The sequence below is a fragment of the Citrobacter sp. C13 genome, from assembly GCF_014596815.2.
Classification (GTDB): domain Bacteria; phylum Pseudomonadota; class Gammaproteobacteria; order Enterobacterales; family Enterobacteriaceae; genus Citrobacter; species Citrobacter portucalensis.
Genome location: NZ_CP115024.1, coordinates 3,284,849 through 3,303,807, shown reverse-complemented (window position 1 = coordinate 3,303,807; position 18,959 = coordinate 3,284,849). Strand labels below are relative to the sequence as shown.

The following is an 18,959-nucleotide window of genomic DNA, read 5'->3' as shown; positions in this document are numbered from 1 at the left end:
CGTTTGACCCGGGATGAAAATTACTTCGCTTTACCCTGGTTCGCAACGGCTGCCGCTTTTGCTGCGATCTCGTCAGCGTTACCCAGATAGTAGTGTTTGATTGGTTTGAAGTTTTCGTCGAACTCATATACCAGCGGTACGCCGGTCGGGATGTTCAGTTCAAGGATCTCATCTTCGCCCATGTTATCCAGGTATTTAACCAGCGCACGCAGAGAGTTACCGTGAGCGGCGATAATTACGCGCTCACCACTTTTCATACGCGGCAGAATGGTTTCGTTCCAGTAGGGGATAACGCGATCGATGGTCAGCGCCAGGCTTTCGGTAACCGGTAACTCTTTGTCGGTCAACTTCGCATAACGCGGATCGTGACCTGGATAACGCTCGTCATCTTTGGTCAGCTCCGGTGGTGTTACCGCAAAGCCGCGACGCCATTGTTTAACCTGCTCGTCACCGTATTTTTCAGCGGTTTCAGCTTTGTTCAGACCCTGCAGCGCACCGTAATGACGTTCGTTCAGTTTCCAGGATTTTTCAACCGGCAGCCAGGCCTGATCCAGTTCGTCCAGTACGTTCCACAGAGTGTGGATGGCACGTTTCAGCACAGAGGTATAAGCAAAATCGAAGCTGTAGCCTTCTTCTTTCAGCAGTTTACCTGCCGCTTTTGCTTCGCCCACGCCTTTCTCTGACAGATCAACGTCATACCAACCGGTAAAACGGTTTTCGTTGTTCCACTGACTTTCACCGTGACGTACCAGAACCAGCTTAGTTACAGCCATACACTCACTCCTATAAATCATATTGAATGATAATAATTCTCATTATATTGCCGTAAAGCGTCAGCGGCAATGCTTACGCATAACCATAGCGAAAATAGCGCCACAGTGTAAGGTTCTTGTGAATTCAAGGTTGCGATTTTGTCTTTGAGTGGTGGGGATTTGAGCGGTTCTACTGTGATAAACAAATAACAGGCCCGCTACGTTACGTCATCGGGCCTGTGAGGGGAAAGGATCAGACTGGAATAAACTGATATTCCGTCACGCTGGCATATTCTTCGCCCGGACGCAGGAAGCAGTCCGGCTGCTGCCACTCAGGATGATTTGGGCTGTCCGGGAGAAACTCACTTTCCAGCGCCAGACCTTGCCAGTCTTCGTAGGCGTCTGGTCCGCGAGATGGCGTACCGCCGAGGAAGTTGCCGGAGTAAAACTGCAATGCCGGGGCCGAGGTGTAGACCACCATCTGCAGTTTTTCATCCTGGGACCACAGTCGAGCGACCGGCGTACGCGCATTGCCCTGCGCCTGAAGCAGGAAGGCGTGATCGTAACCTTTTACCTTGCGCTGATCGTCATCGGCAAGAAATTCACTGCTGATGATTTTAGGCGTGCGGAAATCGAAAGTGCTACCAGCGACGGATTTCAGTCCGTCATGTGGGATGCCCATTTCATCAACCGGCAAGTACTCGTCCGCCAGAATTTGCAGCTTATGTTGACGCACATCCGTTTTGTCACCGTCGAGGTTAAAATAAACGTGATTCGTCAGATTCACCGGACAGGGCTTATCGACCGTGGCGCGGTAGGTTATCGAAATACGATTATCGTCAGTCAGGCGATACTGTGCGGTGGCGCATAGATGGCCAGGGAAACCCTGGTCGCCATCGTCAGATGTTAAGGCGAACAGCACCTGACGGTCATTCTGATTGACTATCTGCCAGCGACGTTTATCGAAACCGTCCGGCCCGCCGTGCAGCTGGTTTTCACCCTGACTTGGTATTAATTCAACGGTTTCGCCGGCAAAGGTATAGCGGCTGTTGGCGATACGGTTAGCGTAGCGACCAATTGAAGCGCCCAGAAATGCAGCCTGCTCCGGGTATTGTTCCGGGCTGGCGCACCCGAGTAATGCTTCGCGCACGCTGCCATCGCTAAGCGGAATACGTGCAGAGAGCAGCGTCGCGCCCCAGTCCATGAGCGTGACGACCATCCCTGCGTCATTGCGCAGGGTGAGCAGGCGAAATGGTTGACCGTCCGGAGCCTGCACAGGGATTTCGTTTAACATTGTCCTGCTCCTTGTGAAGGTTTGCAGACGTAGAATGTTTCTTTGATAGCGGTTTTCGCTTCGTATTGTTCTGCGACGGCCTGCTGTACGGCAGGTACCAAACCTTGCGGGATCAGCGCCACGATGCAGCCGCCGAAACCGCCACCGGTCATACGGACACCACCTTTATCGCCGATGGTCGCTTTGACAATTTCGACCAGCGTATCAATTTGCGGCACGGTGATTTCAAAGTCATCGCGCATTGAGGCGTGAGATTCCTCCATCAGCTGGCCCATGCGCAGCAGATCGCCTTTTTCCAGTGCCTGCGCGGCTTCAACGGTACGCGCATTTTCCGTGATAACGTGGCGAACGCGTTTGGCGACGATCGGATCCAGTTCGTGGGCGACGGCGTTAAACGCTTCAAGGCTGACATCACGCAGCGCTGGCTGTTGGAAGAAGCGCGCGCCGGTTTCACACTGTTCGCGACGGGTGTTGTATTCGCTACCGACCAATGTGCGTTTAAAGTTACTGTTGATGATCACCACCGCGACGCCCTCAGGCATGGAAACGGCTTTGGTGCCCAGCGTTCGGCAGTCGATCAGTAGCGCATGATCTTTCTTACCAAGTGCCGAGATCAACTGATCCATAATGCCGCAGTTACAGCCGACAAACTGGTTTTCAGCTTCCTGACCATTCAGGGCAATTTGCGCGCCGTCGAGCGGTAGATGATAGAGCTGCTGGAATACCGTACCAACAGCGACTTCCAGCGAGGCAGAAGAACTTAAGCCCGCACCCTGCGGGACATTACCGCTGATCACCAGATCAGCACCGCCAAAGGCGTTATTGCGCTTTTGCAGATGTTTCACTACGCCACGCACGTAGTTTGACCACTGCTGGCTGTCATGAGCGATAATCGGCGCATCAAGGGAGAACTCATCAACCTGATTCTCGTAATCAGCGGCGATCACACGGACTTTTCGATCGTCGCGTGCCGCACAGCTGATAACGGTTTGATAGTCGATAGCGCAGGGCAGAACGAAGCCGTCGTTATAATCGGTATGTTCACCGATCAGGTTCACACGACCCGGTGCCTGAATAGTATGGGTGGCAGGGTAGCCAAATGTTTCAGCAAACAGAGATTGTGTTTTTTCTTTCAGACTCATTATTTAAACTCCGGATTCGCGAAAATGGATGTCGCTGACCGCACGCAGTCGTTCAGCTGCTTGTTCGGCCGTCAGGTCGCGCTGGGTTTCTGCCAGCATTTCGTATCCGACCATAAATTTACGCACGGTCGCGGAACGCAGCAGCGGCGGATAAAAGTGTGCATGCAACTGCCAGTGTTGGTTTACTTCACCGTTGAACGGTGCGCCGTGCCAGCCCATGGAATAGGGGAATGAGCACTGGAACAGGTTGTCATAACGACTGGTCAGTTTTTTCAACGCCAGCGCCAGGTCAGCACGCTGTTCGTCGGTCAAATCGGTAATACGCAGCACATGCGCTTTCGGCAGCAGCAGCGTTTCGAACGGCCACGCGGCCCAGTAAGGTACAACCGCCAGCCAGTGCTCGGTTTCAACGACCGTACGGCTGCCATCCGCCAGTTCTCGCTGGACGTAATCAACGAGCATCGGCGCGCCTTGTTCGGCGAAGTACGCTTTCTGCAGGCGATCTTCACGTTCGGCTTCGTTAGGCAAAAAGCTGTTGGCCCAAATTTGTCCGTGTGGGTGCGGGTTCGAGCACCCCATCGCTGCGCCTTTATTCTCAAATACCTGCACCCAAGGGTAGGTTTTCCCTAAGTCTTCGGTCTGTTCCTGCCACGTTTTTACGATTTCTGTCAGTGCAGGGACGCTGAGTTCCGGCAACGTTTTGCTGTGATCGGGTGAGAAGCAAATCACACGGCTGGTACCGCGCGCGCTCTGGCAGCGCATCAACGGATCGTGACTGTCCGGTGCGTCCGGGGTATCGGACATCAGCGCCGCAAAGTCATTGGTAAAGACATAGGTCCCGGTGTAATCCGGGTTTTTGTCGCCGGTAACTCGCGTATTGCCAGCGCACAGGAAGCAGTCCGGGTCATGTGCAGGCAGTACCTGCTTAGACGGAGTTTCCTGCGCCCCTTGCCACGGGCGTTTGGCGCGATGCGGTGAGACGAGGATCCACTGCCCGGTGAGCGGGTTAAAACGGCGATGTGGATGATCGACAGGATTGAATTGCGTCATGATTGGTCCTTAATCCGAATATCCCTGCGGGTGGCGTGACTGCCAGTGCCAGGTATCTTGTGCCATTTCATCCAGTGTGCGGGTCACGCGCCAGTTGAGCTCGCGATCGGCTTTGCTGGCATCAGCCCAGTAGGCCGGAAGATCGCCATCACGGCGCGGGGCGAAATGGTAATTCACCGGTTTACCGCAAGCTTTGCTGAAGGCGTTGACCACGTCCAGCACGCTGCTGCCGATGCCTGCACCGAGGTTGTAAATATGTACGCCCTGTTTGCCTGCCAGTTTTTCCATGGCGGCAACGTGGCCGTCGGCGAGATCCATCACGTGGATATAGTCGCGTACACCGGTGCCATCTTCAGTAGGGTAGTCATTGCCAAATATGGCAAGAGACTCGCGGCGGCCAACGGCAACCTGCGCGATGTAAGGCATCAGGTTGTTTGGAATACCTTGCGGATCTTCCCCCATATCTCCCGATGGATGAGCGCCAACCGGGTTAAAGTAGCGCAGCAGGGCAATGCTCCAGTCGGGCTGCGCTTTTTGTAGATCGGTCAGGATCTGTTCCACCATCAGCTTGCTTTTGCCGTACGGACTTTGCGGCGTGCCGGTGGGGAAGCTTTCAACGTAAGGAATTTGCGGCTGATCGCCATAGACGGTCGCGGAGGAGCTGAAAATGAAGTTTTTCACGTTAGCAGCGCGCATTGCATTCACCAGACGCAGAGTGCCGTTGACGTTGTTGTCATAGTACTCCAGCGGCTTGGCAACGGATTCTCCAACGGCTTTTAAACCGGCAAAATGGATGACCGTATCAATGGCATGATCGTGCAGAATTTCGGTTATCAGCGCTTCGTTACGGATGTCTCCTTCCACGAAGGTCGGATGCTTGCCGCCTAAACGCTCAATGACGGGCAGTACGCTGCGCTTGCTGTTGCAGAGATTGTCCAGGATCACCACTTCGTGACCGTTTTTCAGCAACTGCACGCAAGTGTGGCTTCCAATGTAACCGCTACCACCTGTAACCAATACTCTCATAATTCGCTCCGTTAAGCCTATGGTATGCAATAACCATAGCATAACAAAGATGCGAAAAGTGTGACACGGAATAAATTAGTGGAATCGTTTACACTCCAGTGTTTTCACTCGATGCTGCCAGTTACTTTATTATAAATCATTATGTTAGGTTGTTATTTCAGCACTTGTCTGAAAAAAAAGCAGAAAAAAGGGCGTGATAAACGCCCTGACATGAAAATTAACGCAGAGAGGTTTGTCGATAGGCGTAGATATCACCCTCGGGTACAAACTCTAGCCGATGGGTAATGCAGCCCGGGGCATCTTCGGCGTGATGAGAGACAAACAAAAGCTGAGTTTCACCTTCACCGATCAGGACATCCACAAACCGACGGATCAGTTGACGGTTGAGCGGATCTAATCCTTGCAACGGTTCATCAAGGATCAGCAACGTAGGATGTTTCACCAGTGCACGAACAATCAATGCCAGCCGCTGCTGCCCCCAGGAAAGACTATGAAATGGCGCATCCGCGGTACGTTTATCGATGCCCAGAATATCCAGCCACTGTTGTACCAGCTTGTGCTGCCTGTCGGAGACGGCCTGATAAATGCCGATTGAATCGAAATAACCGGAGAGAATAACGTTGCGAACTGTCGTACTTACCCGGTAATCCAGATGCAGGCTGCTGCTGACATAGCCAATGTGTTTTTTGATATCCCAGATAGTTTCACCGCTGCCCCGGCGGCGGCCAAACAGGGTCAGGTCGTTGCTATATCCCTGGGGATGATCGCCGGTGATTAAACTGAGCAGGGTTGATTTCCCCGCACCGTTGGGACCGATGATTTGCCAGTGTTCCCCCGGATTTACCCGCCAACTCAGATGATGCAGGATAGGGCGATCGTTATACGAGACGGTGCCGTCGTTAAGCACAATGCGCGGCTCGTTATCTGACAACGTGTGACGCACCGAAGGCTCATCCGGTTCGGGTAACTGGATGCCTTCCAGCCGTTCGCTATGGGCAAGCTGAGCGATTAATGCCTGTTGCAGAAGGTCTGTTTTTGCGCCGGTTTCCGTCAGCGTGCAATCGGCAAGCACGCCGGCAAACTGCACGAACTCGGGAATTTCATCAAAGCGGTTTAGCACCAGCACCAGCGTTAAACCGGCCTGGTGCAACTCAGCGAGCAAATCTGCTAACTGGCGGCGGGACGCGACGTCCAGCCCGTCAAAGGGTTCATCAAGGATCAGCAAATCTGGCGTGGACATTAATGCCTGGCAGAGCAGAGTTTTGCGGGTTTCACCGGTGGAAAGGTATTTGAAACGCCTGTTGAGCAGGGCAGAAATGCCAAACTGCTGCGCCAGCGTAGCGCAGCGGGCGGGGTCGTGAACCTCATCCTGAATGATTTCTGCGGTGGTGCGCCCGGTGTCGTCTTCACCGGGACTAAGAAGATCGGTGTTGTTTCGCTGCCACTCGTCGCTGACCAGCTTTTGGAGCTGCTCAAAGGAGAGTCGGGTAATACGTGTGAACTGGCAGCGGCGTTCGCCTTTCAGGAGCGGCAACTCGCCCGCCAGCGCGCGGGCCAGCGCAGATTTCCCACTGCCGTTAGAGCCAACAAACGCCCAGCTATCACCCGCGTTTAACGTCAACGCATCTAACTGGAGCGTTTTTGTGTCGCTAAGACGAAACGTGCCTTGCGAAATTTGCAATGATGACATTTTGTATCCCATTATTTGCAGCGATGAATAACAGGGATACGTGTTCTTCAGGCTGATGTCAATTAACTCAGCACAGTGTGGCGATAATCACTCTGTCCGCATTAAAATATGCTGTGACGTTAGCGCCTTCCGTTAATGTGTGGGTCTGCTCTATCGGCAACGTCGCGCACAGCGTCTGGCCGTCTGGCAAGGTCATCAACACTTCACACTGCTCAGCTCCGCGTTCGATATGGCTAATTGTACCCTGCAACTGGTTATCGGCGGCCTGGGCAATGGCGTCGTCCTGAGTGATTCCCACCCACGGCGCTTTCAACAGAATCAGGACTTCTTTGCCTTCTTCAAGCCCGAGACGCTCGCCGCTTTGCGCAGTGATTGCCACTTTCAGGCGCGTTTCGCCATCCGCCAGCAGGACGTCGACATGCTGTTGGACCTGATCGTGGTCGCGGGCGGTAATGGTGCCAAACCACTGGTTACGGGCGCTGGTTTGCAGCGAAAAGCGAGAGATCGCCGCCAGCAGGCTATTGAGTGGCAGGGCATCGTCATCGCTCAAAACATCGAAGGCTTTCTGTTGGATTTGCGCTAATAAATCATACAGCTGGATTAAGCGTTGGCCATAGCGCGTTAACACCGCGCCGCCGCCGCCTTTGCCGCCAGTGGCGCGCTCAACCAGCGTTTGCTCACTGAGCTGGTTCATTTCGTTAATCGCATCCCAGGCGCTTTTATAACTGATACCTGCATCCTTTGCGCCCTGACTGATGGAGCCGGAAAGCGCAATGTGTTTAAGCAGAGAAATGCGACGGGGATCGGCAAACAGTTTTTGCTGAAGTTTCAGCGTAAGAAGGATTTCGGCCTGCATCACAAGCTCCTGGCAAAAGGGGTATTGTGACGGAAAACCGCGCGCGCGCAAAGCCAACCGCACAAAAGGGGAGTGCTTTTCTGTGTTATGTGGTTAGAATACAACTAAGGACTATATCTGGAGTTGACCATGTTAGAGTTATTGAAAAGTCTGGTATTCGCCGTAATCATGGTACCTGTGGTAATGGCCATCATTCTGGGTCTGATTTACGGACTGGGTGAAGTGTTTAACATTTTCTCCGGTATCGGTCAGAAAGACCAGTCCAGACAGAATCATTGATTCCCCAAACGCCCGCTCAGTCGGGCGTTTATATTTTTTGCCTGCCAACTCGTTTTCTCAAGATCTTGCTTTCCCTGCCGATATTTTCTTTGTGTAACCTCTAATTGGTATCAATAACCACTGGGAAAATCCTGATTTACTCGCTATATTTGCGCCTACATAACGAAACGCAAAGGAGTTACAGATGGCACGTACATGGTTACGCTTGTTTGCAGGGGCAACACTTTCTCTTACCGTTGCCGGACATGCGCTGGCGGATGAAGGAAAGATTACCGTTTTTGCAGCTGCTTCGCTGACCAACGCGATGCAGGACATTGCAACGCAATATAAAAAAGAGAAGAACGTTGATGTTGTCTCCTCTTTTGCTTCTTCTTCCACACTGGCGCGTCAGATTGAAGCAGGCGCACCGGCCGATCTGTTTATTTCTGCCGATCAGAAATGGATGGACTACGCGGTAGACAAGAAGTCGATTGATACCGCAACGCGTGAAACGCTGTTGGGTAACAGCCTGGTGGTGGTGGCGCCGAAAGCCAGCGCGCAGAAAGATTTCACTATCGACAGCAAAACCAACTGGACCAGTCTGTTGAACGGCGGACGCCTGGCTGTTGGCGATCCGGAACATGTTCCGGCGGGCATTTATGCCAAAGAAGCGCTGCAAAAACTGGGTGCATGGGATACCCTGGCCCCGAAACTGGCTCCTGCTGAAGACGTGCGCGGTGCGCTGGCGCTGGTAGAGCGTAACGAAGCGCCGCTGGGGATCGTCTATGGTTCCGATGCTGTCGCCAGCAAGGGCGTAAAAGTTGTTGCGACTTTCCCGGAAGATTCGCACAAAAAAGTGGAATACCCTATCGCGATTGTTGATGGGCACAAAAACGCAACGGTTAGCGCGTTCTATGATTACCTGAAAGGACCGCAGGCTGCTGAAATCTTTAAACGTTATGGATTTACGACCAAGTAATGATACTGACCGATCCTGAATGGCAGGCCGTCATACTGAGCCTGAAAGTTTCTTCCCTGGCCGTCTTGTTTAGCCTGCCGTTTGGGATCTTCTTTGCCTGGCTGCTTGTGCGATGCAAGTTCCCGGGCAAAGCGCTGCTCGACAGCGTTCTGCATTTGCCACTGGTTCTGCCGCCGGTCGTGGTGGGCTATCTGCTGTTAGTCGCCATGGGGCGGCGTGGATTCATCGGTGAATGGCTGTACGACTGGTTTGGCATTACCTTTGCTTTTAGCTGGCGCGGTGCGGTACTGGCTGCGGCGGTGATGTCTTTTCCTCTGATGGTACGGGCAATTCGTCTGGCGCTGGAAGGTGTTGACGTCAAGCTGGAGCAGGCGGCCCGCACGTTGGGAGCTGGACGCTGGCGCGTATTCATGACCATTACGCTACCGCTGATGCTGCCCGGCATTATTGTCGGTACGGTGCTGGCGTTCGCGCGTTCCCTCGGGGAGTTCGGCGCAACCATTACTTTTGTTTCCAACATTCCTGGCGAAACTCGCACCATTCCTTCGGCGATGTATACCCTGATCCAGACTCCCGGCGGCGAAAGCGCGGCGGCGAGGTTGTGTATCATTTCTATTGTTTTAGCGCTGATTTCGCTGCTGATTTCTGAATGGCTGGCGCGTATTAGCCGTGAGCGGACGGGGCGATAATTATGCTGGAACTCAATTTCTCCCAGACGCTGGGGACGCATTGCCTGACGCTCAACGAAACGCTGCCAGCCAGCGGCATCACCGCTATTTTTGGCGTTTCCGGCGCGGGCAAAACCTCACTGATTAACGCCATCAGCGGTCTGACGCAGCCGCAGTCCGGACGTATCGTGCTCAACGGTCGGGTCTTAAACGACGTCGAGAACGGTATCTGTTTAACGCCGGAAAAACGCCGGGTGGGCTATGTTTTCCAGGATGCGCGCCTGTTCCCGCACTATAAAGTGCGCGGCAACCTGCGTTACGGAATGGCGAAAAGCATGGCCGGACAGTTTGATAAGCTGGTGGCGCTGTTGGGTATTGAACCGCTGCTTGACCGTTTGCCAGGCGGTCTTTCTGGCGGTGAAAAGCAGCGTGTCGCCATCGGTCGGGCGCTGCTGACCGCGCCTGAGTTATTGTTGCTTGATGAGCCGTTAGCCTCGCTGGATATACCGCGTAAACGCGAACTGCTGCCTTACCTGCAACGCCTGGCGCGGGAAATCAATATTCCGATGCTGTACGTCAGCCACTCGCTTGATGAGATTTTGCATCTGGCGGATAAAGTGATGGTGCTGGAGAACGGGCAGGTCAAAGCGTTTGGTTCGCTGGAAGATGTCTGGGGCAGCAGCGTGATGCACCCCTGGCTGCCTAAGGAACAGCAAAGCAGTATTCTGAAAGTCAGCGTGCTGGAACATCATCCACACTATGCGATGACCGCGTTGGCGCTCGGCGATCAGCATCTGTGGGTCAATAAGCTGGAGCAACCGCTGCAAACCGCGCTGCGTATTCGTATTCAGGCATCTGATGTTTCACTGGTGCTCCAACCACCCCAGCAGACCAGTATTCGTAATGTGCTGCGGGCAAAAGTCGCACAATGTTATGACGATAACGGTCAGGTGGAAGTTCAGCTTGAGGTGGGCGGTAAGACGCTGTGGGCAAGGATTAGCCCGTGGGCCAGGGATGAACTGGGTATCAAACCTGGCCTGTGGCTGTACGCGCAAATTAAGAGCGTATCGATTACCGCCTGATTACAGCAGGTGGGAGTAGATAAATTTCGCGATGCTGTCGGTGGTGTTGTCACCAATCACGATGTTGGCGCGGGCTTTGACCGCGTCATCCGCATTGCCCATCGCCACGCCGGTACCTGCAGCTTCCAGCATACTGATATCGTTAAAGTTATCACCAAAGGCAATCACGTTTTCCATTGACCCTCCCTGTGCTTCAATCCACTGGGTAAGGCGTCGTCCTTTGCTGTTGCCTTTACGGGCAATGTCGACCTGATCGTGCCAGGACCATTCACACTCCAGCCCCAGCTGTTGCTCAACGTACTGGCCAAACTGCTGCAGTTTCGGAATATCTTCGTCGGTCAGGGCAAATTTCCAGACGGCGTTGACGTCATGTGCGGCCTGCGCCAGCGAAGGTACCTGAGTGAAGGTCGGGCGCTGTTCCGGCGGCAGAGTTTGTGCCCAGTTAGCGGTACGCACCACATGCCCGGTCGGGCGCTCATACAGCATGGCCTCATCCACATACATCAGCCCGTGGATCTGATGTTCATCCAGCATTTCGATCAGCTGTAATGCCTGATCTACTGGAAGGGGATCGGATTCCAGTACCTTTTTTGCCTGATAATCATACAAGTAGGTACCGTTACAGCAAATTGCAGGTGTATCCAGCGCCAGTGCCTGATAAAAAGGATGAATAGCAACGTGATGACGACCTGTGACAATGATAAGTTGGTAGCCTGCTTCTCTGGCGCGCGAGAGCGCTTCGAGAGAGGATGGCAGCAAGGTTTTTTTCGGGGTCAGCAGGGTACCGTCTAAATCCAGGGCAATCACGCGTGCGGTCATAGTTTTTTCCAGATTAAGGTTGAGAATTTTGTCTGCTGGAATGGTACACCGAGACGGGAGCCGGACAAAATTCTGAGCCTTAATTAAGCATTCACCGTTAAAAGCGTCTACCTTAGGCGTGTGTCAGGCAATTGCAGCCACCTGCCAAAAAGCAAAGGAGTATTCATGAAGCAAACCGTTTATACCGCCAGCCCTGAAAGTCAGCAAATCCACGTCTGGAGCCTGAATCACGATGGTTCTCTGACGCTGACGCAGGTGGTTGATGTACCGGGTCAGGTACAGCCGATGGTCGTCAGCCCGGATAAGCGTTACCTCTATGTTGGCGTGCGCCCGGAGTTTCGCGTGTTGGCTTATCGTATTGCGCCTGATGACGGTGCGCTGACCTTTGCAGCAGAGTCTGCGCTGCCGGGGAGCCCGACGCATATTTCTACCGACCATCAGGGACGTTTCGTGTTCGTTGGCTCTTATAACGCGGGTAGCGTGAGCGTCACGCGTCTGGAAGATGGCCTGCCGGTGGAACTGGTTGACGTGGTTGAAGGTCTGGATGGCTGCCACTCAGCCAACATCTCTCCGGATAACCGGACCCTGTGGGTTCCGGCGTTGAAACAGGATCGTATCTGCCTGTTTGACGTAAGCGATGATGGCCATCTGGTCGCGCAGGAACCGGCTGAAGTAACTACCGTTGAAGGCGCGGGCCCGCGTCATATGGCGTTCCATCCGAATAAGCAATATGCCTACTGCGTGAATGAGCTGAACAGCTCTGTTGATGTCTGGGAGCTGAAAGATCCGTACGGTAAGATTGAGTGTGTGCAGACGCTGGATATGATGCCTGCTGATTTCGCTGATACTCGTTGGGCAGCAGATATTCATATTACACCGGACGGGCGTCATCTGTATGCCTGTGATCGCACCGCCAGCCTGATTACGGTCTTTAGCGTGTCTGAAGATGGCAGCGTGCTGACCAAAGAAGGTTTCCAGCCTACCGAAACTCAGCCGCGCGGCTTTAATATCGACAACAGAGGTAAATACCTGATTGCTGCCGGGCAAAAATCGCACCATATCGCGGTATACGAAATTGCCGGCGAACAAGGGTTGCTGACGGAGAAAGGTCGTTACGCGGTAGGACAAGGCCCGATGTGGGTGGTGGTTAACGCGTACTAAAACGCTAGCGTTACAAACGATCCGCAATCTTGTGAAGATTGCGGATTTTTTTGTTCATTTAACGAGCGGTAGATTTTCATGACATTCAGCAACGGATGTCCAAAGACTGTCTTTGTCATCTGCCCATAAATTAAGCAGAAGAGAGAAAAAGCGTTCAGCGGGAGGTGAGAGGATAGCGTCTTTACGCCGAATAACTCCCAGCGTGCGTCTAATCACAGGCTCAACCAGTGGGATCCCTATCAGCGTTGGATGCGGCGTTTGCGGCATTGCTAACCCAGGTAACGCGGAGACGCCCAGTCCAGCTTCAACCAGTCCCAGCGAAGTAGACAGATGACGGACCTCGTAAAACCAGTTCAACTTCCATGTTTTATCAGCCAAATGTTGTTCAATCAGCAATCGGTTACCGCTTGAGGAACGAACGCCTATCAGTTTGTAATTCAGCAATTCTTGCCACTCAACCAACTGCTTATTAGCGAGCGGATGATCGCGTCGACAAGCCAGAACAAACGGTTCATTAACCAGTGGAGTGAACTCGATAGAGGAATTTGTGATGTTGTTCATGTTTATTCCAAAATCAGCCTCATTGCAAAGTACGGATTCCATACAATTATTCGTCCCTTGTTCAATAATTCGCACTTTGATATTGGGATACCGCTCATTAAATTTTCCTATTGCCAACGGCAAGAAATAGAAAACCGCGGTAGGAATACAGGACAGTGTCACTATGCCATGATGATGAACATTCACATCGCTAATATTAAAAATAGTTTCATCTAATGCCCTAATTAATTCTTTGGCTTCAGGTAAAAGCATTTTCCCCGCTTTTGTTAATGTCACTTTGCGAGTTGTTCTTTCAAAGAGTTGAGTGTGTAAATACTCTTCCATCTTTTTAATCCTGCGAGTTAATGCAGGTTGCGTAATATTAAGTAACTTGGCGGCATTGTTAAAAGAATCGGACTCTGCCAGTGTGACAAACGCCTTCATGCTCGATAACTCGTGTTTCATTTTGACTCCGGACTCAATCGGGGAAGACCCTGTCTAAGATGAAAGTGTTCAGTGTATCTGCAATTCATCACTTTTAATTAATAAAAATAAATCACTAATCACGAAAATGAAGTCATTAGTCACCCTAATCATGACATGCAACCATGTACATAGTGGAAATAATATTGAAGAGAGCATTGTCATGAAAAAAATACCTTGCGTTATGATGCGCGGAGGAACGTCCAGAGGCGCGTTTTTATTAGCTCAAGACCTGCCAGAAGAAGAAAAATTGCGTGATGAAATATTGATTGGGATTATGGGTTCTGGCAATGCGTTGGAAATAGATGGCATTGGCGGTGGCAATCCGTTAACCAGTAAAGTCGCGATTATTAGTCTTTCAAACGACCCCAACGCTGATATCGATTATTTATTTGCTCAGGTACTGGTACATGAGCAACGGGTCGATACCACACCCAACTGTGGCAATATGCTTTCCGCCGTTGGTGCGTTTGCTATTGAAAAGGGGTTGATTGCTGCTTCTACGCCGACCACCCGCGTACGCATTCGCAATGTGAACACCAAAACGTTTATCGAAGCTGATATACAGACGCCGCATGGTGTTGTTGAGTATGAAGGAACGGCAAGAATTGACGGCGTCCCGGGAACATCGGCCCCTATTGCGTTGACGTTTCTTAATGCCGCAGGTTCTAAAACCGGGCATATTTTTCCGACGGGCCAACACATCGATTATATCAACTCAGTTCCGGTGACCTGTATGGATATGGCGACACCTGTCGTAATTATTCCTGCCGAATACCTTGGGAAAACGGGCTATGAATCAGCGGAAGAACTGGATGCAGACAACGAATTATTGTCGCGCATTGAGTCTATTCGTTTACAGGCCGGTGAAGCTATGGGGCTGGGTGATGTCAGCAATAAGGTTCTCCCAAAACCGATTCTCATCTCTGCACCTCAACACGACGGCGAAATTAATGTTCGTTATTTTATGCCGCACTCTTGCCATAAAGCGCTGGCGATTACCGGGGCGATAGCTATCGCCAGCAGTTGTGCCATTAACGGTACCGTTACGCGTCAGGTAACGGCAGGCGCGCATTACGGGAATATCACTATCGAACATCCTGGCGGCACTCTTGATATTCATTTAACCAATGAAGGGGATGAGCCTGAAACTATCAGAGCTTCGGTTATTCGTACCGCCAGAAAAATATTCGCAGGTGATGTTTTCCTTCCCTGACAGCATTGGCCTCATTTCTCTGCGATCGCAGAAAAACGAAAAATACTGTATTGCCTGTACAGATTATTCAGGATTAATAAATGAACGTTAAATCATTATGGAAGCTAATTTTAATATTAGCGATCCCCTGTATTATTGGTTTGATTCCTGCCCCTGCGGGATTAAGTGAACTAGCGTGGGTGCTGTTTGGTATTTATCTTGCGGCCATTGTCGGACTGGTGATTAAACCGTTTCCTGAACCGGTGGTGTTATTGATTGCCGTTGCCGCCTCTATGGTGGTTGTCGGAAATTTAGGCCATGGCGTACTGAAGACCAGCAGCGTACTGAGCGGTTATGCTTCCGGTACGACATGGCTGGTTTTCTCCGCGTTTACGTTAAGTGCTGCTTTTGTGACGACGGGGCTGGGTAAGCGCATTGCTTATATTCTGATCGGCAAAATTGGTAACACCACGCTTGGCCTTGGCTATGTGACCGTATTCCTTGATCTGGTATTAGCTCCGGCAACACCGTCAAATACCGCGCGAGCGGGAGGAATCGTATTACCCATCATCAATAGTGTGGCGGTGGCGCTGGGTTCTGAACCGGATAAGAGCCCGCGCCGTGTCGGTCACTACCTGATGATGTCGGTCTATATGGTCACTAAAACAACCAGCTATATGTTTTTTACCGCGATGGCGGGAAACATTCTGGCGTTGAAGATGATCAACGATATCTGTCACTTGCAGTTGAGTTGGGGCGGATGGGCGCTTGCTGCAGGTCTGCCAGGACTGGTCATGCTGTTGGCGACGCCGCTCGTTATCTATTTTATGTATCCACCTGAAATTAAAAAGGTTGATAACAAAACCATCGCTAAAGCTGGCCTTCAGGATTTAGGGCCAATGAAAGGGCGCGAAAAAATGCTGCTGGGTATCTTCGTCCTTGCGTTATTGGGATGGATTTTTAGTAAAAGCCTCAGCGTTGATGAATCAACGGTAGCGATTGTCGTCATGGGTACGATGCTTTTATTTGGCGTAGTCACCTGGGATGATGTGGTTAAAAATAAGGGCGGCTGGAATACATTAATCTGGTACGGCGGTATTATCGGTTTAAGTTCGTTATTATCGAAAGTGAAATTCTTCGACTGGTTAGCCGAACTGTTCAAAAACAATCTCGACTTTGGTAATCACGGCAACGTGGCGTTCTTCGTTATTTTGTTCCTGAGCATTATTGTTCGATATTTCTTTGCCTCAGGCAGCGCATATATTGTGGCAATGATGCCAGTATTTGCCATGCTGGCGAATGTCTCCGGCGCACCACTGATGTTAACCGCGCTGGCATTACTCTTCTCTAACTCCTATGGCGGAATGGTCACCCATTATGGCGGTGCCGCGGGTCCGGTTATTTTTGGCGTTGGCTATAACGATATTAAATCGTGGTGGCTGGTGGGGGGCATGTTGACCTTACTGACCTTTATTGTCCATATCACTCTCGGCGTGTGGTGGTGGAGCATGTTGATTGACTGGAACATGCTGTAAATCATAAACCAGGTTTAAAACTTTTTATTGGCTGTGCGCTTATGTAAGCACAGGACTACGGAGTATCAAATGATTAAGCTGTATGAAAAAGGAATTTATCTCTCCGATAATAATGAAATTGTAGCTGAGGATTCTTTGCCTCGGCATATCTGCAAAGAGGATGCGAAAAAAGGAACTATAGCGTGGTCGATTCTCTCCGCGCATAATACGTCCGGTGATATGAATAAGCTTAAAATTAAGTTTGATTCATTAGCCTCACACGATATTACCTTTGTCGGTATTATTCAGACTGCAAAAGCCTCTGGCATGGAACGTTTTCCGCTGCCGTATGTTCTGACTAACTGCCATAACTCATTATGTGCGGTAGGGGGAACTATTAACGGTGACGATCATATGTTTGGTCTGTCTGCGGCACAGCGTTACGGCGGAATCTTTGTGCCGCCACATATTGCTGTTATCCATCAATACATGCGTGAAATGATGGCGGGCGGCGGCAAAATGATCCTTGGCTCAGACAGCCATACACGTTACGGCGCATTGGGTACGATGGCGGTAGGAGAAGGGGGCGGTGAGCTGGTCAAGCAGCTGCTAAACGACACCTGGGACATTGATTATCCTGACGTCGTTGCCGTTTATCTGACCGGGAAACCCGCAGCAGGTGTTGGTCCACAGGATGTGGCGTTAGCGATCATTGGCGCGGTATTTAAAAATGGCTACGTCAAAAATAAGGTCATGGAGTTTGTCGGCCCTGGTATTCGTCATCTCTCAACGGATTTTCGCAACAGCGTTGATGTGATGACCACCGAAACCACCTGTCTGAGTTCCGTCTGGCAAACGGATGATGAAACTCGTAGTTGGCTGGCATTACATGGACGTGAACAAGACTATCGCCAGCTCAGTCCGCAGCCGATGGCCTGGTACGACGGTTGTATTTATGTTGATTTGAGTGCGATTAAGCCGATGATTGCGCTGCCATTCCATCCAAGTAATGTCTATGAGATTGATACTCTCAATGAGAATCTGACGGACATTCTCCGGGAGATTGAAGTTGAATCTGCACGTATCGCTCAGGGTAAAGCCAGCCTCTCGTTGTTGGATAAAGTAGAAAATGGTCGCTTAAAAGTACAGCAGGGGATCATTGCTGGATGCTCGGGCGGCAACTATGAAAACGTGATTGCTGCGGCGCAGGCATTACGCGGTCAATCCTGCGGTAATGATGCTTTCTCGCTTGCTGTCTACCCCTCGTCACAACCGGTGTTTATGGATTTAGCGCAGAAAGGTGTTGTTACAGATTTACTGGGCGCGGGGGCTGTCATCAGAACCGCATTCTGCGGTCCATGCTTTGGCGCGGGCGATACGCCAATCAACAATGGTCTTAGCATCCGCCATACCACGCGCAACTTCCCTAACCGTGAAGGCTCGAAACCGGGCAATGGTCAAATGTCAGCCGTTGCGCTGATGGATGCGCGATCAATTGCGGCTACGGCAGCCAACGGAGGATTCCTCACTGCTGCGACGGATCTGGACTGCTGGGATACGGTGCCAGACTATGCGTTTAATCCTGCACCTTATAAGAGTCGCGTATACCAGGGGTTCGTGAAAGGGGCTACGCAGCAGCCGCTCATTTACGGCCCGAACATTAAAGACTGGCCGGAACTGGGCGCATTAACGGAAGATATTCTGCTAAAAGTGGCCTCGAAGATCCTTGATGATGTGACAACAACGGATGAGCTTATCCCGTCCGGTGAAACCTCGTCGTATCGCTCTAATCCACTAGGACTGGCGGAATTTACGCTGTCTCGACGAGATCCCGGGTATGTGGGAAGAAGTAAAGCGACGTCGGAGCTGGAAAAAAGGCGCGTGGAGGGGGGCGACGTCAGCGAACTGGCGTCAGTTTTCGAACGCATCCAACAGATTGCCGGTCAGGAAAATGTGCAACCGTTGGATACTGAGATTGGTAGCATGATTTACGCCGTCAAACCTGGCGATGGCTCGGCGCGCGAGCAGGCGGCGAGCTGTCAGCGAGTGATTGGTGGCCTGGCAAATATTGCCCAGGAATATGCCACCAAGCGTTACCGTTCCAACGTTATCAACTGGGGTATGCTACCGCTCCAGATGGCAGAGCAACCTTCATTTGAAGTGGGTGACTATATCTATATTCCCGGTATTCGCCGCGCCTTAGATGAGTGCAGTAAAGAAATCGAAGCGTATGTGCTTCACGATGATGGTGAGGTGAGTGAAATCAGAGTGTATATGGAAAGCCTGACCGCAGAAGAGCGTGAAATTATTAAGGCAGGGAGTTTGATTAACTTTAATAAGTCGCGTTTGGTGTAACACTAATTGTATGCCGGAGCGGGCGATTTTCGTCGCCATCCGGCACATTGCCCGGCAGAGCATGAATCTGCCGGGCTTACATCAGAGAATGACGT

Annotated in this window: 17 protein-coding genes; 8 read left to right on the top strand and 9 right to left on the bottom strand. The window is 51.5% G+C overall.

The window, feature by feature from the left end:
• Window positions 1–20: 20 nt before the first annotated feature.
• The 7 genes from gpmA to modE all read right to left on the bottom strand — a co-directional run bounded on the left by gpmA (window position 21) and on the right by modE (window position 7,810).
• Window positions 21–773 carry a 2,3-diphosphoglycerate-dependent phosphoglycerate mutase gene (gpmA, locus tag IB222_RS15910; RefSeq protein ID WP_003022999.1) on the bottom strand — a complete coding sequence of 251 codons (753 nt, stop codon included), beginning with the start codon at window positions 771–773 and terminating at the stop codon, window positions 21–23.
• 232 nt (window positions 774–1,005) lie between these two features.
• On the bottom strand, window positions 1,006–2,046 hold the full coding sequence (gene galM, locus IB222_RS15905; RefSeq protein WP_149384149.1) for a galactose-1-epimerase: 1,041 nt from the start codon (window positions 2,044–2,046) through the stop codon (window positions 1,006–1,008).
• A complete protein-coding gene (gene galK / locus IB222_RS15900) occupies window positions 2,040–3,188 on the bottom strand; it encodes a galactokinase (protein WP_149384150.1) in 1,149 nt (382 codons plus the stop codon). Before galK ends, galM begins: the two co-directional genes overlap by 7 nt.
• Window positions 3,189–3,191: 3 nt before the next feature.
• Entirely contained in the window at window positions 3,192–4,238 is a 1,047-nt protein-coding gene (gene galT, locus IB222_RS15895) for a galactose-1-phosphate uridylyltransferase (RefSeq protein ID WP_148362246.1), read from the bottom strand.
• A gap of 9 nt (window positions 4,239–4,247) precedes the next feature.
• A complete protein-coding gene (galE, locus tag IB222_RS15890; RefSeq protein WP_003831462.1) occupies window positions 4,248–5,264 on the bottom strand; it encodes a UDP-glucose 4-epimerase GalE in 1,017 nt (338 codons plus the stop codon).
• A 217-nt stretch (window positions 5,265–5,481) separates the two neighbouring features.
• Complete coding sequence (gene modF / locus IB222_RS15885) at window positions 5,482–6,954, bottom strand: molybdate ABC transporter ATP-binding protein ModF (RefSeq protein ID WP_003831463.1); 1,473 nt, start codon at window positions 6,952–6,954, stop codon at window positions 5,482–5,484.
• A 67-nt stretch (window positions 6,955–7,021) separates the two neighbouring features.
• Window positions 7,022–7,810, bottom strand: a complete 789-nt coding sequence (modE, locus tag IB222_RS15880) for a molybdenum-dependent transcriptional regulator (RefSeq protein ID WP_003831465.1) — start codon at window positions 7,808–7,810, stop codon at window positions 7,022–7,024.
• Between the two features lie 129 nt (window positions 7,811–7,939).
• Between modE and IB222_RS15875 the strand changes: the two genes are divergently transcribed.
• The 4 genes from IB222_RS15875 (at window position 7,940) to modC (ending at window position 10,797) form a co-directional block, all read left to right on the top strand.
• Window positions 7,940–8,089, top strand: a complete 150-nt coding sequence (locus tag IB222_RS15875) for an AcrZ family multidrug efflux pump-associated protein (RefSeq protein WP_003023026.1) — start codon at window positions 7,940–7,942, stop codon at window positions 8,087–8,089.
• Window positions 8,090–8,273: 184 nt separating this feature from the next.
• Window positions 8,274–9,047: a molybdate ABC transporter substrate-binding protein gene (modA, locus tag IB222_RS15870; RefSeq protein ID WP_003023029.1), complete on the top strand. Its 774-nt coding sequence runs from the start codon at window positions 8,274–8,276 to the stop codon at window positions 9,045–9,047.
• Complete coding sequence (gene modB / locus IB222_RS15865; RefSeq protein ID WP_008784169.1) at window positions 9,047–9,736, top strand: molybdate ABC transporter permease subunit; 690 nt, start codon at window positions 9,047–9,049, stop codon at window positions 9,734–9,736. Before modA ends, modB begins: the two co-directional genes overlap by 1 nt.
• A gap of 2 nt (window positions 9,737–9,738) precedes the next feature.
• Window positions 9,739–10,797 (top strand): molybdenum ABC transporter ATP-binding protein ModC, encoded by a 1,059-nt coding sequence (modC, locus tag IB222_RS15860; protein WP_003831474.1) that lies wholly within the window; start codon window positions 9,739–9,741, stop codon window positions 10,795–10,797.
• Here modC and IB222_RS15855 read toward each other — a convergent pair whose 3' ends face one another.
• Window positions 10,798–11,616, bottom strand: a complete 819-nt coding sequence (locus IB222_RS15855; RefSeq protein ID WP_003831476.1) for a pyridoxal phosphatase — start codon at window positions 11,614–11,616, stop codon at window positions 10,798–10,800.
• Window positions 11,617–11,781: 165 nt separating this feature from the next.
• On the opposite strand from IB222_RS15855, the gene pgl reads away from it, so the two are divergent.
• On the top strand, window positions 11,782–12,777 hold the full coding sequence (gene pgl / locus IB222_RS15850) for a 6-phosphogluconolactonase (protein WP_020996535.1): 996 nt from the start codon (window positions 11,782–11,784) through the stop codon (window positions 12,775–12,777).
• Window positions 12,778–12,831: 54 nt separating this feature from the next.
• On the opposite strand, the gene IB222_RS15845 is transcribed toward pgl, so the two are convergent.
• A complete protein-coding gene (locus IB222_RS15845; RefSeq protein WP_149384151.1) occupies window positions 12,832–13,782 on the bottom strand; it encodes a LysR family transcriptional regulator in 951 nt (316 codons plus the stop codon).
• Window positions 13,783–13,963: 181 nt separating this feature from the next.
• On the opposite strand from IB222_RS15845, the gene IB222_RS15840 reads away from it, so the two are divergent.
• From IB222_RS15840 to IB222_RS15830, 3 genes are all read left to right on the top strand, one after another.
• Window positions 13,964–15,016: a 4-oxalomesaconate tautomerase gene (locus tag IB222_RS15840; RefSeq protein ID WP_149384152.1), complete on the top strand. Its 1,053-nt coding sequence runs from the start codon at window positions 13,964–13,966 to the stop codon at window positions 15,014–15,016.
• A gap of 80 nt (window positions 15,017–15,096) precedes the next feature.
• On the top strand, window positions 15,097–16,530 hold the full coding sequence (locus IB222_RS15835) for an anion permease (protein WP_149384153.1): 1,434 nt from the start codon (window positions 15,097–15,099) through the stop codon (window positions 16,528–16,530).
• 69 nt (window positions 16,531–16,599) lie between these two features.
• Window positions 16,600–18,864, top strand: coding sequence for a hydratase (locus IB222_RS15830; RefSeq protein WP_149384154.1), 2,265 nt, complete (start codon window positions 16,600–16,602; stop codon window positions 18,862–18,864).
• Window positions 18,865–18,959: the final 95 nt, after the last annotated feature.

Excerpts from the sequence above, each read along its gene's own strand:
- gpmA (WP_003022999.1), bottom strand. The coding sequence starts at position 773 with ATGGCTGTAACTAAGCTGGTTCTGGTACGTCACGGTGAAAGTCAGTGG.
- galT (WP_148362246.1), bottom strand. The coding sequence starts at position 4,238 with ATGACGCAATTCAATCCTGTCGATCATCCACATCGCCGTTTTAACCCG.
- modA (WP_003023029.1), top strand. The coding sequence starts at position 8,274 with ATGGCACGTACATGGTTACGCTTGTTTGCAGGGGCAACACTTTCTCTT.
- modC (WP_003831474.1), top strand. The coding sequence starts at position 9,739 with ATGCTGGAACTCAATTTCTCCCAGACGCTGGGGACGCATTGCCTGACG.
- IB222_RS15835 (WP_149384153.1), top strand. The coding sequence starts at position 15,097 with ATGAACGTTAAATCATTATGGAAGCTAATTTTAATATTAGCGATCCCC.
- IB222_RS15845 (WP_149384151.1), bottom strand. The coding sequence starts at position 13,782 with ATGAAACACGAGTTATCGAGCATGAAGGCGTTTGTCACACTGGCAGAG.
- galM (WP_149384149.1), bottom strand. The coding sequence starts at position 2,046 with ATGTTAAACGAAATCCCTGTGCAGGCTCCGGACGGTCAACCATTTCGC.
- modE (WP_003831465.1), bottom strand. The coding sequence starts at position 7,810 with ATGCAGGCCGAAATCCTTCTTACGCTGAAACTTCAGCAAAAACTGTTT.
- IB222_RS15875 (WP_003023026.1), top strand. The coding sequence starts at position 7,940 with ATGTTAGAGTTATTGAAAAGTCTGGTATTCGCCGTAATCATGGTACCT.
- IB222_RS15830 (WP_149384154.1), top strand. The coding sequence starts at position 16,600 with ATGATTAAGCTGTATGAAAAAGGAATTTATCTCTCCGATAATAATGAA.
- pgl (WP_020996535.1), top strand. The coding sequence starts at position 11,782 with ATGAAGCAAACCGTTTATACCGCCAGCCCTGAAAGTCAGCAAATCCAC.
- IB222_RS15855 (WP_003831476.1), bottom strand. The coding sequence starts at position 11,616 with ATGACCGCACGCGTGATTGCCCTGGATTTAGACGGTACCCTGCTGACC.
- galE (WP_003831462.1), bottom strand. The coding sequence starts at position 5,264 with ATGAGAGTATTGGTTACAGGTGGTAGCGGTTACATTGGAAGCCACACT.
- modF (WP_003831463.1), bottom strand. The coding sequence starts at position 6,954 with ATGTCATCATTGCAAATTTCGCAAGGCACGTTTCGTCTTAGCGACACA.
- modB (WP_008784169.1), top strand. The coding sequence starts at position 9,047 with ATGATACTGACCGATCCTGAATGGCAGGCCGTCATACTGAGCCTGAAA.
- galK (WP_149384150.1), bottom strand. The coding sequence starts at position 3,188 with ATGAGTCTGAAAGAAAAAACACAATCTCTGTTTGCTGAAACATTTGGC.
- IB222_RS15840 (WP_149384152.1), top strand. The coding sequence starts at position 13,964 with ATGAAAAAAATACCTTGCGTTATGATGCGCGGAGGAACGTCCAGAGGC.